Source organism: Microbacterium sp. 69-7 (genome assembly GCF_001897985.1).
Taxonomy (GTDB): domain Bacteria; phylum Actinomycetota; class Actinomycetes; order Actinomycetales; family Microbacteriaceae; genus Microbacterium; species Microbacterium laevaniformans.
In genome coordinates this window covers 24,878-40,656 of the sequence record NZ_MKRU01000100.1, presented here as the reverse complement: position 1 = coordinate 40,656, position 15,779 = coordinate 24,878, and the positions used below count along the sequence as shown (strand labels likewise).

At 72.2% G+C, this 15,779-nt stretch carries 11 protein-coding genes; 4 read left to right on the top strand and 7 right to left on the bottom strand.

Annotated features, from left to right (window positions below; genetic code table 11):
* Window positions 1–10: 10 nt before the first annotated feature.
* Window positions 11–907 carry a LysR family transcriptional regulator gene (locus BGN98_RS12835; protein WP_288121614.1) on the bottom strand — a complete coding sequence of 299 codons (897 nt, stop codon included), beginning with the start codon at window positions 905–907 and terminating at the stop codon, window positions 11–13.
* Window positions 908–978: 71 nt separating this feature from the next.
* On the opposite strand from BGN98_RS12835, the gene BGN98_RS12830 reads away from it, so the two are divergent.
* On the top strand, window positions 979–1,980 hold the full coding sequence (locus tag BGN98_RS12830) for a DMT family transporter (RefSeq protein WP_288121613.1): 1,002 nt from the start codon (window positions 979–981) through the stop codon (window positions 1,978–1,980).
* Here BGN98_RS12830 and poxB read toward each other — a convergent pair.
* Window positions 1,888–3,627, bottom strand: a complete 1,740-nt coding sequence (gene poxB, locus BGN98_RS12825; RefSeq protein ID WP_288121612.1) for a ubiquinone-dependent pyruvate dehydrogenase — start codon at window positions 3,625–3,627, stop codon at window positions 1,888–1,890. The genes BGN98_RS12830 and poxB overlap by 93 nt on opposite strands.
* An 89-nt stretch (window positions 3,628–3,716) precedes the next feature.
* Window positions 3,717–4,646 (bottom strand): LysR family transcriptional regulator, encoded by a 930-nt coding sequence (locus tag BGN98_RS12820; protein WP_288121611.1) that lies wholly within the window; start codon window positions 4,644–4,646, stop codon window positions 3,717–3,719.
* 110 nt (window positions 4,647–4,756) lie between these two features.
* On the opposite strand from BGN98_RS12820, the gene alsS reads away from it, so the two are divergent.
* Together alsS and budA are read left to right on the top strand one after the other, a co-directional pair.
* A complete protein-coding gene (alsS, locus tag BGN98_RS12815; protein ID WP_288121610.1) occupies window positions 4,757–6,514 on the top strand; it encodes an acetolactate synthase AlsS in 1,758 nt (585 codons plus the stop codon).
* A 52-nt stretch (window positions 6,515–6,566) separates the two neighbouring features.
* Window positions 6,567–7,298: an acetolactate decarboxylase gene (gene budA / locus BGN98_RS12810; protein ID WP_288121609.1), complete on the top strand. Its 732-nt coding sequence runs from the start codon at window positions 6,567–6,569 to the stop codon at window positions 7,296–7,298.
* Window positions 7,299–7,319: 21 nt separating this feature from the next.
* Here the strand turns inward: budA and BGN98_RS12805 are convergent, their stop codons facing one another.
* The 3 genes from BGN98_RS12805 to imuA' are packed head-to-tail and all read right to left on the bottom strand — an operon-like array spanning window position 7,320 to window position 13,124.
* Window positions 7,320–10,823, bottom strand: coding sequence for an error-prone DNA polymerase (locus tag BGN98_RS12805; RefSeq protein WP_288121608.1), 3,504 nt, complete (start codon window positions 10,821–10,823; stop codon window positions 7,320–7,322).
* Window positions 10,823–12,421, bottom strand: coding sequence for a Y-family DNA polymerase (locus tag BGN98_RS12800; RefSeq protein ID WP_016464530.1), 1,599 nt, complete (start codon window positions 12,419–12,421; stop codon window positions 10,823–10,825). Before BGN98_RS12800 ends, BGN98_RS12805 begins: the two co-directional genes overlap by 1 nt.
* A 1-nt stretch (window position 12,422) precedes the next feature.
* Window positions 12,423–13,124, bottom strand: a complete 702-nt coding sequence (imuA', locus tag BGN98_RS12795; RefSeq protein ID WP_288121615.1) for a DnaE2-dependent mutagenesis accessory factor ImuA' — start codon at window positions 13,122–13,124, stop codon at window positions 12,423–12,425.
* 136 nt (window positions 13,125–13,260) lie between these two features.
* On the opposite strand from imuA', the gene BGN98_RS12790 reads away from it, so the two are divergent.
* A complete protein-coding gene (locus tag BGN98_RS12790; protein ID WP_005051009.1) occupies window positions 13,261–14,616 on the top strand; it encodes an amidohydrolase family protein in 1,356 nt (451 codons plus the stop codon).
* 27 nt (window positions 14,617–14,643) lie between these two features.
* Here BGN98_RS12790 and BGN98_RS12785 read toward each other — a convergent pair whose 3' ends face one another.
* On the bottom strand, window positions 14,644–15,645 hold the full coding sequence (locus BGN98_RS12785; protein ID WP_288121607.1) for a PDR/VanB family oxidoreductase: 1,002 nt from the start codon (window positions 15,643–15,645) through the stop codon (window positions 14,644–14,646).
* Window positions 15,646–15,779 lie beyond the last annotated feature (134 nt).

The following is a 15,779-nucleotide window of genomic DNA, read 5'->3' as shown; positions in this document are numbered from 1 at the left end:
GCCTGGGGGGTCACCGCGCGAGGTCGGCGGCGACATCCACCAGCGCAGCCCGCACACGGCGCACGGCCGCGCGCGCCAGCGCGTCGGGGCGGGCCAGCACGTCCACGTGACGGTTGAGGGTGACCCCGGCCAGCGGTCGCAGCACCATGCCGTCGGTCGCCAAGGCGCGCGCCGTGAACCGCGGCATGACGGCGATCGCCGCCCCGGCGCGGACGATCTGCGCCGCGACGAGGAACTCGTTCACCCGGTGGGCGATGACCGGCGGCTCACCGCTCAGCGCGGCGATCGCCTGCAGCACGCCGGTGAGCGGAAAACCCTCGTGCGTCGAGATCCACGTCTGTCCGCGGAGGGCCACGGGATCGATCCGATCGGCGGATGCCAGGGGGTGCGCCACCGGCAGCGCGACATCCAGCGGTTCGACGAACAGCGGCGTGACCACCACCCGCTCTCGCGGCCAATCCGGGTCGTGCGCGAGCCGGTGTGCGATGACGAGGTCGTGCGCGGCCACGAGTCCGGGAAACTCCTCGCGCGCAACGTCCTCGTCGGTGAGCGTGACCGGTGCGCCGTCGAGCGCCGCCAGCAGCGGTGCGAACAGCGCGACGCCCGCACTGTGGAACGCCGACACGCGCACCGGCGCGGCATCGTGGGCGAGGAACGCTCCGACGCTCTCTCGGGCGAGCACGAGCGCCTCGTCGACGCGGGCGCCGGCCGCCGCGAGCGCGCGCCCGGCGTCGGTCAGCACCAGCCGACGACCCTGCTTCACGGTGAGCGGCACGGGAACGTCCGCCTGCAAAATCGCCAGCTGCTGCGACACCGCCGAAGCGCTCACGTGCAGCGCCGACGCGACCGCCGAGACGCTGCCGCGATCATCCAGCTCGCGCAGCAGGCGCAGGCGCATCGGATCCATAAGCAATCTCTAACACATTGATGAAGACATTGCCCGATGCTCTTCACGACCGTGGCTGTCACGCTGAGCGCATGACCCGCCGCTCCGACCTGCTCGTCGACCTCGCCCTCCTCGCGGTCGCCGCCGCCTGGGGAGCCAGCTTCCTCGTCGCCAAAGACCTCATCGCCCTCACGGGCGTCGCCTCGGCGAATGCGCTGCGCTTCCTCGTCGCCGCCGCCGGCGCCGGCATCCTCTGCGCCCTCACCCGACAGCGCCTCCCCCGGGGGCGCGGCCTCATCATCGCCGTAGCCCTGGGCGGTACGCAGGCCGCCGTCATCGGGCTGGAGACCTGGGGCGTGAGCCTCACCTCCGCCACCAACGCGGGCCTGCTCATCAGCCTCGCCCTCGTCATGACGCCGGCGCTGGAGGGCATCGCGTCGCGCGTGTGGCTGCCGCGCTCGTACTTCGTCGCCGCGGTGGCCGCCGTCGTCGGCGTCGCGCTGCTCGTCTCCGGCGACGGCATCCACCTGCCGACCGCCGGCGACGCCCTCCTCATCGCCGCGGCGGTGGTGCGCGCCGTGCACGTGACCGCCAGCGGCCACCTCACCCGCGGGCGCCGCGACAGCTCGCTCGGCGTGGTCGTCGTGCAGCTGATGGTCGGCAGCGTCGTGTTCTCGGCGATCGCGGGGCCTTCCCTGCCGGTCGCGGTCGCGCGACTGGATGCCGCGGCCCTCGCCGACGTGCTGTTTCTCGGACTGCTCTGCTCGGTGTTCGCCTTCGCCGTGCAACTCTGGGCGGTGCGGCGCACGTCGGCCGCGCGCGCGAGCATCCTCATGGGCACCGAACCCGTCTGGGCGCTCGTCGTCGGCGTCGCGGCCGGCGGCGAGGCGATCGGCCCCGTCGGCGTCGCCGGGGCGGCACTCATCGTCGGCGCGAGCTACGCGGGCCAGGCGATCGAGCGCCGCCACCGCCTGGCCCGACGGGCGCCGGGGCAGGCCGCGTCAGTGGAACAGGCGACGCCAGACATTCGTGTCGGCGAGGTCGATGAGCTCGTCACCGCGCCCCGACAGCACGGTGCGCAGCGCCCAGAGTGAGAACCCCTTCGCCTGGGCGAGCGTGATCGACGGCGGCATCGCCAGCTCCTGACGCGCCGTGACCACGTCGACCAGCACCGGCCCGTCGGTCGCGAGCGCCTGCGCGATCGCTCCGCGCAGCTCGCTGCCCTTCTCCACGCGGATGCCGGTGATGCCCATCGCCTCGGCGATCGCCGCGAAGCTCGGATTGTCGAGCCCCGTGCCGAAGTTGACGATGCCCGCCGCCTTCATCTCGAGCTCGACGAAGTTGAGCGACGAGTTGTTGAACACGACGATCTTCACCGGCAGATCGTTCTGGCGGATCGACAGCAGGTCGCCGAGGAGCATCGCCAGCCCGCCGTCGCCGGCGAGCGCGATCACCTGGCGCGAGCGGTCGACGCCCTGCACCCCGAGCGCCTGCGGCATCGCGTTGGCCATCGACCCGTGTGCGAACGAGCCGATCAGCCGGCGCTTTCCGTTCATGTGCAGATAGCGGGCGGCCCAGATCACGGGGCTTCCGACGTCGGCGGTGAACACGGCATCCTCGTCGGCGAGCTCGTCCAGCACCCGCGCGACGTACTCCGGCCGTACCGGAGCCTTGCCGTCGTCGACGGCCAGGTCATCGAGCCGCTCGCGCGTCTTGCGGTAGTGGGCGACACTCTCGTCCAGGTGCTTCGACGACCGGTCACCCTGCAGCAGCGGCAGCAGCGCGTTCGCCGTCTCCTTCACACCGCCGACCAATCCCACGTCGATGGGCGTGCGCCGCCCCAGCTGCTCGCCGCGGATGTCGACCTGGATCACGGTCGCCTTCGACGGGAAGAACTGCCGGTACGGAAAGTCGGTGCCGAGCATCAGCAGGGTGTCGCACGACTCCATCGCCTTGTACCCCGACGAGAAGCCCAGCAGCCCCGTCATCCCCACGTCGTAGGGGTTGTCCCACTCGATGTGCTCCTTGCCGCGCAGGGCGTGCACGATCGGCGCCTGCAGCGTCTCGGCGAGGGCGAGCACCTCGTCATGCGCGCCCGCGACGCCCGACCCGGCGAGGATCGTCACCTTCTTGGCGTCGTTGAGTGCGGTCGCGGCGGCGGCCAGAGCGGATGCCGAGGGCAGCACCGTCGAGCCGGCGGCGCGGATCGGAGCCGTCGGCCGCCGATCGGGAGCGTCGGCGAAGAACACGTCACCGGGCACGACGACGACCGCAACCCCGCGCTTTTCGACCGCGGCGCGCATGGCGATCTCCAGCACCCACGGCAGCTGCGCCGGGTCGCTCACCAGCTCGGTGTAGACGCTGCACTCGCGGAAGAGCTCCTGCGGGTGTGTCTCCTGGAAGTAGGTGCTGCCGATCTCGGCCGACGGGATGTGCGAGGCGATCGCCAGCAGCGGCACGCGGTTGCGGTTGGCGTCGAACAGACCGTTGATGAAGTGCAGGTTGCCAGGGCCGCACGAGCCCGCGACGACGGCGAGTTCGCCCGTCAGCTCCGCCTCGGCGCCGGCGGCGAAGGCGGCGGCCTCTTCGTGCCGCATGTGCATCCAGCGGATCGCATCATCGCCGCCGTCGCGTCGCAGCGCATCGGTGAAGGCGTTGAGCGAGTCGCCGGGAAGACCCCAGATGCGGGTGACGCCGGCGCGCTTGAGGGTGTCGATGAAGAAGTCTGCAACGTTCGCCATGCCCCCAACGCTACGCCGCTCGTGCGCGTCACGGGGTTGGACGACCGTCGAGTCCTGTTCCGTCCCGCTCACCCCCGGTCGTTGAGGGGCTACGGCAGCAGTTCGGTGCGCAGCAGGTCGACGAGGCCCTGCGCAGCGGCGGTCAGGGGGCGACGGCGCGACCACGCGAGAGACACCTCGAAGGCGGGAACGGCGTCATCGAGCGGCATGATGCGCACCGGCATCCGCGGGGCCGGATCGGCGAACGGACGCCCCGAGCCCGACGAGGCCGCCAGCGCCGCGAAACGCGGCACGATCGCCAACCCCAGCCCCTGTGGCACATACGCGGCGGCCGTGGAAAGATCGGCGACCTCGATGAGCACACGGCGTGACACCCCGGCATGGGCGAAGGCATCGTCGACGATGCGCCGCGACCCGTACCCCGGCGGCAGGTCGACGAAGCTCTCCCCCTCGAGCATCGCGAGCGTGACGCCCTCGGCATCCGCGAGCCGGTGCGTCCCCGGCACGACCAGCACGTACGGCGATGCGGCGACGACCTCACCCCGCAGGCTCGCCGGAAGCGCATCGACGACCGCGAGCAGAGCCAGGTCGATCTCGCCGCGCTCGAGCTGGGCGACCAGACCCGACGAGCCCAACCCCGTCGCCCGCAGCTGCACCGAGACGGCCGGATGCCGCTCGTGATAACGGCCGAGAAGCCCCGGCACATCGACGAGGTCGACGCCGGTCATGAGCCCCATCGTCACGGCCCCCCGCAGCTCGGTCGCCGCCGACGAGACCGCCTCGCCGATCTCGCGCATCTGCTCCAGCACCGCCTGGGCACGCGTGAGCAACTCCTCCCCGGCACCGGTGAGTCGGATCTGTCGATGAGAACGGTCGAACAGCTCGACGCCCAGTTCACGTTCCAACTCGCGCACGGTGGTCGACACGGCCGACTGCGCGAGCAGCAGGCTGTCGGCCGCCCGCGTGAAGCTCATCTCTCGGGCAACGGCGACGAAGACGGAGAGGTGGCGCACATCCATACCTCGATCATGCCGCGCTTGTCGACGCGACGGAAATCATCTGTGAATCAGATGACTCGCATCATCGACGCCGTCTTCCTCGCCAGACGCCGGCGACGGAGCATGGAGTCATGAGTATCGCCACGGTCGCCACTCCCCCCACGTCGCCCTCCGCCACGCACCTGCCGACGCCACCCGCGGGACGTCGCGCTGCCGACCGCGTCGTCGACGTGCTCATGGCCCACGGCGTGCGGTGGGTGTTCGGCGTGCCCGGCGCCAAGATCGATCCCGTCTTCGACGCGCTCGCGGCGGTGCAGGGCATCGCCGGGGCGCCGCAGCTCATCACGTGCCGCACCGAGCAGAACGCGGTCTTCATGGCCGCCGCGGTCGGTCGGCTCACCGGCATCCCGGGAGTCGTGCTGGTCACCAGCGGCCCCGGCACCGCCAACCTCGCGACGGGGCTGCTCACCGCGACCACCGAGGGCGACCCGGTCGTCGCGATCTGCGGTGCCGTGTCGCGCACGCAGCACCTCAAGCGGGCGCATCAGGCGATGGATGCCGTCGGCATGCTGCAGACCGTGACGGTCTCGGCGGCCGAGGTCACCGCCGCCGACAACGTCGCGGAGGCGATCGTGAACGCGTTCCGCGCCGCGACCCGCGAACCCCGCGGCGCCGCCGCCGTGGTGCTCCCCTACGACGTGTCGACGGCGACGACCACGATCGGCTTCCGCGATGCGATCGTGCCCGCCGTCACCGGCGGGGCGGCCTCGGCATCCGTCGATCGCGCCGCCGCACTGCTGCGTGAGGCGCGCTTTCCCGTGATCCTCGCCGGTGCCCGCAGCGGCGATCCCCGAACCGTCGACGCCCTTCACTCGCTGCTACGCGCCACCGGGCTGCCGGTCGTGGAGACCTTCCAGGCCGCCGGCATCATCTCGCGCGAGCTCGAACACCACTACCTCGGACGCGTGGGCTTCGCCCGCAACCAGCCGGGCGACGTGCTGTTGCACCACGCCGACCTCGTGCTGACGCTGGGCTACGACCCCGTCGAGTTCGTGCCCGCGGAATGGAACGCCGGCAAGGACCGCCGCATCGTCCACATCGACACCGTGCCGGCCGACATCGACAACGACTACCGGCCCACGGTGGAACTCGTCGGCGACCTCGCGACCACCCTCGTCGACCTGCTCCTGGCCGTGGATGCCGCGGGGCTTCCCCTCCCGCACGATGCCGAAACCGCCCGCATCGTCGATCGCGAGCGCACCCGCCTCGCCGAGAACACCGACCTCGGCGACCCCGACCACGACGACGCCTTCGGCCTCGACCCCGTCGCCGTCGTCGCCGGCATCCGCGCCGCCCTCCCCGATGCCGCCACCGTGCTCTGCGACGTCGGCTCGAACTACCTCTACATGGCGCGCCACTTCCGCACCTACCGTCCCCGCTCGCTGATGTTCTCCAACGGGCAGCAGACGCTCGGCGTCGCCCTGCCGTGGGCCATCGCGGCCAGCCTCGCCGACGCGGGCGAACCGGTCGTGTCGGTGTCGGGCGACGGCGGGTTCCTCTACTCCGCCGTCGAACTGGAGACCGCCGTGCGGGTCGGGGCGAGCTTCACGCACATCGTGTTCAACGACTCGGCCTACGACATGGTGGCCTTCCAGCAGGTCGAGAAATACGGGCGCACCGCCGCGGTCGAGCTCGGCGCCTACGACGTGGTCGCGTTCGCGGAGTCGTTCGGCGCCCACGGCCACCGCGTCACATCCATCGACGACCTCGTGCCGACGATCCTCGCCGCCATCGCCGAACCCGGCCCCTCGGTGATCGACGTCCCCGTCGACTACCGCGACAATCTGCACCGCCTGGGCGGCGACCTGCTCGCCGACGTGCTGCTGTGAGCAGACTCCGGCCTCGCGGCATCCACCTTCCCTCCTCCCGAAAGGACCCCGCATGAGCGCCGAACGTCACACCCTGTTCCAGACGAGCCTCATGGCCGCGCTCCTGGACGGCATCTACGAAGACGACATGACCGTCGGCGAACTGCTGGGCCACGGCGATTTCGGTATCGGCACGTTCAACGCCCTCGACGGCGAGATGGTCGTCGTTGACGGCGTCGCGTACCGCCTGCGCGGCGATGGCACCGCCGCCGCGGCATCCGCCGACTCGGCCACGCCTTACGCGGTGGTGACCGACTTCGTGCCCACGATCACGCGGACGCTCCCCGACGGCGTCACGCGCGCGGAGGCGTCGGCCGCGATCGACGCGATCACCGCGTCGGCCAACTACATGTACGCCCTGCGGATCACGGGGCACTTCCGCCGCGTGACGGCACGCACGGTCACCCGTCAGCAGAAGCCGTACCGCCCGATGACCGAGGCCACCGACGACGATGCGGTGCTGCAGTTCGACGAGGTCGACGGCACGATCGTGGCCTTCCGCACCCCGCTGTACGAGCAGGGCATCGGCGTTCCCGGATGCCACGCGCACTTCATCGACGACAGACGCACCCGCGGCGGCCACGTGCTCGACTTCGTGCTGGACCACGGCACGGTCGAGCTGTGCCTGTGCACCGACCTGCACCTGCGTCTGCCGTTGACGACGGAGTTCCGCGAAGCGGCCCTGTCGCCCGACGACCTGGCCGACCAGCTCGCCAAGACCGAGCAGCACGCCGGCCGCCCCTGACGCCTCGGCGCGGCGGTGACATCAGCGGAAGTCGCGGGAGCGGTGGCGCACGCCGACGCGCAGGTCTTCGAAGGCGTCGGCGACGAGGTTGGTGACACCCTCGGGTGAGCGCTCCAGCATGCCGCGGGCGATGAGGGCGGGCGCGTCGCGCAGCACGCGGCGATAACGATCCCAGACGCCTTTCGAGCAGATGACGTTGACGAGACCGTGCTCGTCTTCGAGGTTGATGAAGGTGATGCCGGATGCCGTCGCCGGCCGCTGCCGATGGGTCACCAGACCCGCGACCTCGACCCGACGGCCGACCTCGTGCGTGCGGAGCTCTCGCGAGGTGAGCACGCCGCGGGCATCCAGCGGCGCGCGGTAGTGCGTGAGAGGGTGATCGTCGGTCGAGATGCCCGTGGCCCACAGATCGGCGGCCAGCACGTCGTACGTCGAGGGGTCGCCGAACAGCGGCGGCTGTACGGCGACGAGCGAGCCGGGCAGGAACTCGGGCAGATCCTGTGCCGCGTCGCCGGCCAACCAGATGCCCTCGCGCCGGCTGATGCCCATGCTCTCGAACGTCCCCGCCGTCGCCAGCGCCTCTACCTGCGCGGCGGTGGCGCCCGTGCGCCGCACGAGATCGCGCAGGTCGCGAAACGGACCCTCGGCGTCGCGGGTGGCGACGATGCGTTCCGCGAGCCGCTTTCCCACCCCGGTGACCGCCGCAAGCCCCAGCCGCACGGCGTGGCCGGCGTCGCGACGGTGGGCGGCCGACGCATCGGGAGCGGCGATGTCGAACGGGGGCACGGGCGGCTGGTGACGATCGGTGCAGGAGGGGATGCCGGTGGGGACGCGTTTCGACTCGCTCGCTGCGCTCGCTCGCTCAACGACCGGAGCCCCTGCAGCCAGGGAGGGGCCGCTGCTGTCGGCGTCGAGGGGCTCGAGCCCGGCATCCACCCCGGAGGCGTGCAGGTCGGGACGACGCACGACGACGCCGTGGCGGCGGGCGTCGGCGGTGAGGGTCGCGGGCGAGTAGAACCCCATCGGCTGCGCACGCAGCAGGGCCGCGAGGAACGCACCGGGATAGTGCAGCTTGAGCCATGACGAGGCGTAGACGAGCAGCGCGAACGACAGGGAGTGGCTCTCGGCGAAGCCGAAGTTCGCGAACGCCTGGATCTTCGCGTAGATGTCGTCGGCGACGGCTCCCACCAGACCGTTGCGTGCCATGCCGTCGTAGAGCTTCTGACGCACCGACTCGATGCGCTCGATGCCGCGCTTGGAGCCCATCGCCCGGCGCAGCACATCGGCATCCTCACCGGTGAGGTCGCCGACGGCCATGCCCATCTGCATCAGCTGCTCCTGGAACACCGGCACCCCGAGAGTGCGCTCCAGCACCGGGATCAGCTTCTCGTGCGCGTACGTCGGCTCTTCCAGCCCGAGTTTGCGCCGCACGTACGGGTGCACCGCGCCGCCCTGGATGGGCCCGGGCCGGATCAGCGCGATCTCGATCACCAGGTCGTAGAACCGTCGCGGCTGCAGCCGGGGCAGCAGGCCCATCTGCGCGCGCGATTCGACCTGGAACACCCCGATCGAATCCGCACGGCACAGCATGTCGTAGACGGCCGCCTCCTCCTTCGGGATGCTCTGCAGCGTCCACGTCTCGCCCGTCGCCTCCGCGATGAGGTCGAAGCAGTACTGCAGGGCGGCGAGCATGCCGAGTCCCAGCAGGTCGAACTTCACGAGCCCCATCCAGGCGGCGTCGTCCTTGTCCCACTGGATGACGGTGCGGTTCTCCATCCGCGCATGCTCGATGGGCACCACCTCCCCCACCGGCCGCTCGGTGAGCACCATGCCCCCGGAGTGGATGCCGAGATGGCGAGGCGCCTTCAGCAGCTCGCCGGCGTAGGCGAGCACCCGGTCGGGGATGTCGTGCGCGCCGGCGACGGCGCCGTCCCATCTCTCCACCTGCTTCGACCAGGCGTCCTGCTGCCCGGGCGAGTGCCCGAGCGCCTTGGCCATGTCGCGCACCGCGTTCTTCGGCCGGTACTGGATGACGTTCGCGACCTGCGCCGCGCGCTCGCGCCCGTAGGTGTCGAAGACCCACTGGATGATCTCTTCGCGCCGATCCGAGTCGAAGTCGACGTCGATGTCGGGCTCCTCCTCGCGCATCGCCGACAGGAAGCGCTCGAAGGGCAGGTTGTAGAAGATCGAGTCGATCGCGGTGATACCCAGCAGATAGCAGACCGCACTGTTGGCGGCCGACCCGCGCCCCTGACAGAGGATGCCGCGTCGACGCGCCTCGGCCACGATGCCGTGCACGATCAGGAAGTAGCCGGGGAAGTCCTTCTGCTCGATGACGCCGAGCTCCTTCTCGATGCGCGCCCGCCCGTCGCCGTCGAGGTCGGGGTACATGTGCGGCACCGCATCCCAAACGAGCTGGCGCAGCCACGACATGGGCGTGTGCCCTTCGGGGACGGGGAGCTTCGGCAGCGCGGGCTTGGCGCGGCGCAGCGGAAAGGCGAGCTCGTCGGCGAGGGTGACCGTGCGGGCGACCGCGCCGGGATAGCGCCGGAACCGCCGTGTCATCTCGGCGCCCGAGCGCAGGTGGGCGCTCGCATGCGACGGCAGCCACCCGTCGAGCTCGTCCAGCCCCCGATTCGCCCGCACCGCCGCGACCGCCGCCGCCAGGTGCACACGTTCGGGAACCGCATAGTGCACGTTGTTGCTGGCCAGCACGGGCAGACCCCGCGCGGCGGCGAGTGCGGCCAGCACGTCGTTGTCGCGCGTATCGGTCGGCGCCCCGTGGTCGATCAGCTCGACGAAGACCGCCTCAGGGCCGAACAGGGCGATGAGCCGGTCGAGCGCCGAGGCGGCCGCATCGGCACCATCGGCGGCGAGCGCCTGCCGCACGGCGCCCTTGCGGCATCCGGTGAGCACCGCCCAGTGGCCGCCGCTGCGATCGGCGAGGTCGTCGAGGTCGTACCAGGGACGCCCCTTCTCGCCGCCGGCGAGCTGGGCATGCGTGATCGCCGCGGCGAGACGGTGATAGCCCTCCTCACCACGGGCCAGCACGAGCAGGTGCGATCCGAGCGGATCGGCCGCCCCCGACCGGGCCGGACTCGGTCCGCTCAGCAATCCGGCCGGCGGCGTGCTCACGTCCCCGTCGCCTCCGGCGGCGAGCGTCAGCTCCGCCCCGAAGACGGTCTTCAGCTGCAGGTGCTCCGCCGCCTCGGCGAAGCGGGCGATGCCGTAGAACCCGTCGTGGTCGGTGATCGCGAGCGCGTGCAACCCCAGCCGTTCGGCCTCTTCCGCCAGTTCCGCCGGTGAGGAGGCGCCGTCGAGGAAGGAGAACGAGGAATGCGCGTGCAGTTCGGCGTAGGGCACGGCATCCGCGGGACGTTCGATCGGGGGCGGCTCGTACTTTCCCCGCTTGCGCGAGAAGGCCGGGCCGTCGCCGCCATCGGGTTGCGTGTCGCCGCCGATATCGGGAGACCCCAGCAGCCGCGCCATCTCGGACCAGCGCACCGACGGATTGTTGAACCCCATCAGTCGTACCTCCCCTCGATCTGCCAGACCCCTTCCTCGCACACCAGCAGCCACGCCCCCTGGGCGTCGTCGACCATCTGGAAGCGATGCGCCCGCCGCGCCCGCGCCGGATCCCACTCGCGTTCGATGACCGGCCACGGCCCGGCCCAGGTGCGGATGCCGCGGCGTCTGCCTCCGAGCTCGATCACGGTCGGCGCCGCCGTGGGCTCGCCACGCGCATCGACCGCGATCATGTCGCCGTCGTCGTCGAGCACCGCCACCGGAACCGGCTCGGCGAACACCGCCGAGGGCAGCGGATCGGGAAGGCTCCCCGGCCAGGGCCGCTCTCCTGCCTGCAGGTCGCCCGCGACATCGCCCCACGGCACGAGGCGCTGCCGCTCGCCCAGCCAGCGCCCTCCGCCGACGGCCGGCGTCAGCACGCCCTGATGGCCGAGCATCGCCTGCACGCGCGAGAGCGCGCGGTGCACGCGCTCCTCGGGCCCCGATCCGAACAGACGTGCGGTGTGGTGCGCGGCGGCATCCACCGCCTCGGGTTCGATCCGCACCCGCGCCACGGCGCTGCGCAGCTGCCCGGCCAGGCGACTCGACGGCGCCACGCTCTTCGCTGCGCCGGGCCCCTGCTCGGCGAGCTGCCACCGCACCCGGTCGACGACGGCGGCCGCATCGAACGCCCCCGGGTGCAGCCAGACCCGTTCGCTGCGCTCGCCGCGATCGCCGGTCAGCACGACGCGCAGTTCGGTGCAGACCAGCCCCTGCGCACCCAGACGGGAGACGAACTCCGCGGCGGGAACCCGCAGGGCGAAAGCGATCTGATCGGCGGTCTCCACCGGCGGCTCGAACGCCACCTCGCGGTGCAGCTCGGGCGGGGGCGTGCGGGCGGTGACCGGCCGGGGATCGCGGCCGGATGACAGGGCGTACAGCCAGTGGCCACGGGTGCCGAAGCGCTCGACCAGGCGGTCGGCGCCGAGCGCGGCGACCTCGCCGACCGTCTGCACACCGAGCCGGCCGAACAGCGAGGCCAGCTCCTCATCGAGCACGACGACCGGCAGCGGTGCGAGGAAGTCCGCCGCGGTGCCTGCGGGCACGATCCGCACCGGATCCTCGCGCCGGGTGCCGGAGCGTGCCGCCTGTTCGGCCGTGAAGGTGCCGTCGGCGATGCCCACGCGCACGTCGTCGATGCCCAGCGCGGCGATCGCCCCGGCCAGCACGGTGGCGGCGGCCGCCTCGCCGCCGAAGTAGCGCGCCGGACCCCGGGCGCGCAGCGCGCACAGCCCGGGCTGCATCACCTGCACGTTCGGCGCGACCTCCTCGATCGCCGCGATCAGGGGGGCGAACGCGCGGTGATCGCGCACGGCGTCGGCATCCACCACCGTCAGCTGCGGGCAGCGCGCCTGGGCATCGCGGCGGCGCATGCGGCGGCGCACACCCGCGGCGCGCGCCGCCGCGGAACAGGCGACGACCGCGCCCTTCTCGAACACGGCGATCGGCTCCGCGGCGTCGAGGGGCTCATCGCCGTCGCGGGTGGTCGCGACGATCGGCCAGTCGGGCACCCAGACGACGAGGCTCCGCGGCGGGGTGCCCGCAGGGACGACACCCATCTCACACCGCCCGTCTCATCGGCAGGGGTTCGGGAAGGCGCGTGCGGGCGGGCTGAGACCCGCCGCCCAGGCGCCCCCGATCGTCGGGCAGCATCAGGCGCCGCGAGCGCGGAACCGGCGCACGGCGGCTGGTCACGGTGACCGTCAGCTCGCGCCCCGACAGGATGCCGTGCCCCTCGCCGAGGCCCGACCACGACGGATCGGACACATCGATCATCGCCTCGGTCTGCGGCCACGGTCCCTGCACGAGCAGCACCGCCTCCCGCTCGCGCATGCGGGCGGCCAGCCGGGCCACCTCGCTATCCTTCGCCCGCGACGGCGGGCGTACCGCGACCACCGACAGCACGTCGGCGAGGGTCGAGGCGACGGCCAGCCACCGCTCTCCCGGGTCGGGCACGAGCACGAGCCGCGACAGATCGACCCCGGCGGCGCGAGCCGCTTCGACGCCCACGTGCGGCATGCCGACCACGGCGCACCACGACCCGGCCTGCGAGGGCTCGGCGAGCAGGGCGAACAGCAGCGCCATCGACCGCCCGAGCGCGTAGGCTCCCCCCGTTCGCAGTCCGCCGCCGGGCAGCAGCTCCGCCAGCGCCGGGGCGACGGGGAGCACGGGCGCGTCGAGGCGACGCCCCTGCATACGCTCCATCTGAGCGCGCAGGGTGCTCACGGTGCCCGCGACATCCGCGGCAGCAACGGTCCCCACGATCGGCCTCACTTCGACAGATTAGAACATGTATTCGACTAGTTCAATGTGCTTGTCTCGAAGATAGGAACGGGTTCGGACATTGCGCGTCGGCCCGCACATCTGCCCGAAACATGCGGCTGATAGGACGGACGGCATGACCGGATCGCTCATCCTCACCGGCGCCGCGCGCATCGTGGAACGCTTCGACGACCCCGCCCGCGACCGCGGCGGCGACCTCGTGATCCGACGCGGACGGGTCGCGAGCACGGCATCCGCGCCCTCGCCGGAGGAGAGCATCGACACCCTCGACGCAGACGGCGGGATCGTCACCCCCGGCCTCGTCAACGCGCACCACCACCTGCTGCAGTCGGGCTTTCGCACCCTCCCGGGCACCCGCGGGGTGCCGATGCGCGAGTGGCTGCCGGCCATGGCCGCCGCCTACACGGACGCCCATATCGACGCATCCCTGGTCGGCGCGACCGCCGGCGTCGGCGTGGCCGAGTCACTGCTGAGCGGGGTGACGACGGTCGCCGACCATCAGCTCAACTGGCCCGACCCGGCCAGAAGCGACGACCCGGTCGGCGACACCGTGGACATCGCCCGCGCGATCGCCGCCGCCTCCGCGGCGCTCGGCGCCCGGCTCGTGTTCGTGCGCGGCTCGGCGCGCGATGCACCGGATGCCGCGGCAGCGAGCGCGGACGCGATCGTGCGTGCCCTACTCCCCGAGGCTGCGGCGTCCTCTCCCGGCGGCACGAGCGCCGACGGCATGCTGCAGCTCGCCGTCGGCCCCGCCGGCGTGCACTCCGACAGCGAGGAGACCTTCCGCGCGCTGGGCGAGGTCGCCCGGCGCTACGGTCTGCGCCGGCGCACGCAGGCGAACGAGCAGGTCGACACCGAGATCGCCCTGGCCCGCTACGGGCGGCGCCCCCTGGACCTCCTCGAGGAATGGGGCTGGCTCGAGTCCGGGGTGACGATCGCGCACCTGTGCGACGTCACCGACGAAGAGATCGCGCGGCTCGCCGCCGCCGGCATCACCGCAACCCACGCCCCGGGCTGCGACGTGCCGATGGGCTGGGGCATCGCGCCGGTGCGCCGCCTGCAGGAGGCCGGCATCACCGTGGGACTAGGCACCTCCGGCGGCGGCTCCAACGACGCCGGGCACCTGCTCGCCGACGCGCGCCTGGCGATGCAGGTGTCGGGCCTGGTCGGCACCGCCCTGCCGGCCCGCGATGTGCTCGCCATGGCCACCTCCGGTGGCGCGAGCGGCCTCGGTCGCGCCGACCTCGGCATCCTGACCCCGGGCGCGGTGGGCGACTTCTGCGTCTGGGACGTCTCCGGGGTCGCCGACGCCGGAGTGGCCGACCCGGTCGCGGGCCTGCTCTGGGCCCACCCGGGGCGCCGGCCCCGTCATGTCGTGGTCGCGGGACGCGTCGTCGTCCGCGACTACCGGCTCGTCACCGCCGACGAAGACGCCCTCACCGCCGCCCTCCGGGAGCGCGTCGGCCGCTGAACGCCGCGCCGCGACTCAGACATCGACTCAGGCGTCGAGCACGATCCGTGGGCACGCTGCGCGCGAGACGCACACCATCATGACCGCGCTCTGCTCACGCTCCAGCGGCGTGAGCACGGAGTCGCGGTGCTCGATCTCGCCCTCCAGCACGGGCACCTCGCAGGTGCCGCACGTCCCGCGCCGGCAGCTGGAGAGCACCATCGTCGTGGGACTGTGCTCTTCGATCGCCTCCAGCACCGACTGCCCCGGCTGCACGGTGACGATGTCGCCCGACAGGGCGAGCTCAACCTCGAACGGATCCGGCCAGACCGGCTCGCCGTATTCGATCGCTTCGAACCGCTCGACGTGCAGCGCCGCGGCGCGTCCGGCGGCCTCGAAGCCGTCCTCGAGGGCGGCGATCAGCCGGGCGGGCCCGCACGCGTAGACCGGACCGCCATCGCCCGCGGCATCCACCACCCCGGCCACGTCGAGACGCGCACCGCGATCGGCAGGGTACAGGCGCACCCGGCCCGCGCCGTCGTCGAGGGCGCGCAGCTCGTCGACGAACGCCATCGTCGACAGCGATCGTCCGGCGTAATCGAGGGTCCACTCCGCGCCGGCCTGCGCCGCCGCGCGGACCATGCTGAGGATCGGTGTGATCCCGATGCCGCCGGCGACGAAGCGGTGAGTGACGGCGGGAGCGATCTCGTAGGCGAAGTGGTTGCGCGGTCCGCGCACACGCAGGCGCTGACCGACCTGCACCTCCTCGTGCACCCGCACCGATCCGCCCCGCCCCTCGTCTTCGCGCAGCACCGCGACGCGCCAGGTGGAACGATCGGCCGCGTCGCCGCAGAGCGAGTACTGCCGCTCGACGCGCTCGGCCGCGGGCACGCGCGCGTCGGAGAAGATCAGATCGACGTGCGACCCGGGCTCCCAGACCGGCAGGTCGCGGCCATTGTGCGCGACGAGGTCCAGCGCCACGACCCCGTCGGCCAGCACGGTGCGGGCGGCGACCACGAGGTCGCGTTCGACGTCACTGAAGTAGCTCATGCTCCCACTCTCTCCGCTCGCACAGCGCCGCCTGTGCGCGGGGGCGCCGACCGGCCGCACTCTTCGCGCGGATTTAACACGGCCGCAATCCCGACAGGCCTGGCAGGAAACACGTCGAGCGTTTACTGATTCTC

Bases quoted from the DNA above. Each gene is read 5' to 3' on its own strand.
- BGN98_RS12835 (WP_288121614.1), bottom strand. From the start codon at position 907: ATGGATCCGATGCGCCTGCGCCTGCTGCGCGAGCTGGATGATCGCGGC.
- BGN98_RS12830 (WP_288121613.1), top strand. From the start codon at position 979: ATGACCCGCCGCTCCGACCTGCTCGTCGACCTCGCCCTCCTCGCGGTC.
- poxB (WP_288121612.1), bottom strand. From the start codon at position 3,627: ATGGCGAACGTTGCAGACTTCTTCATCGACACCCTCAAGCGCGCCGGC.
- BGN98_RS12820 (WP_288121611.1), bottom strand. From the start codon at position 4,646: ATGGATGTGCGCCACCTCTCCGTCTTCGTCGCCGTTGCCCGAGAGATG.
- alsS (WP_288121610.1), top strand. From the start codon at position 4,757: ATGAGTATCGCCACGGTCGCCACTCCCCCCACGTCGCCCTCCGCCACG.
- budA (WP_288121609.1), top strand. From the start codon at position 6,567: ATGAGCGCCGAACGTCACACCCTGTTCCAGACGAGCCTCATGGCCGCG.
- BGN98_RS12805 (WP_288121608.1), bottom strand. From the start codon at position 10,823: ATGGGGTTCAACAATCCGTCGGTGCGCTGGTCCGAGATGGCGCGGCTG.
- BGN98_RS12800 (WP_016464530.1), bottom strand. From the start codon at position 12,421: ATGGGTGTCGTCCCTGCGGGCACCCCGCCGCGGAGCCTCGTCGTCTGG.
- BGN98_RS12790 (WP_005051009.1), top strand. From the start codon at position 13,261: ATGACCGGATCGCTCATCCTCACCGGCGCCGCGCGCATCGTGGAACGC.
- BGN98_RS12785 (WP_288121607.1), bottom strand. From the start codon at position 15,645: ATGAGCTACTTCAGTGACGTCGAACGCGACCTCGTGGTCGCCGCCCGC.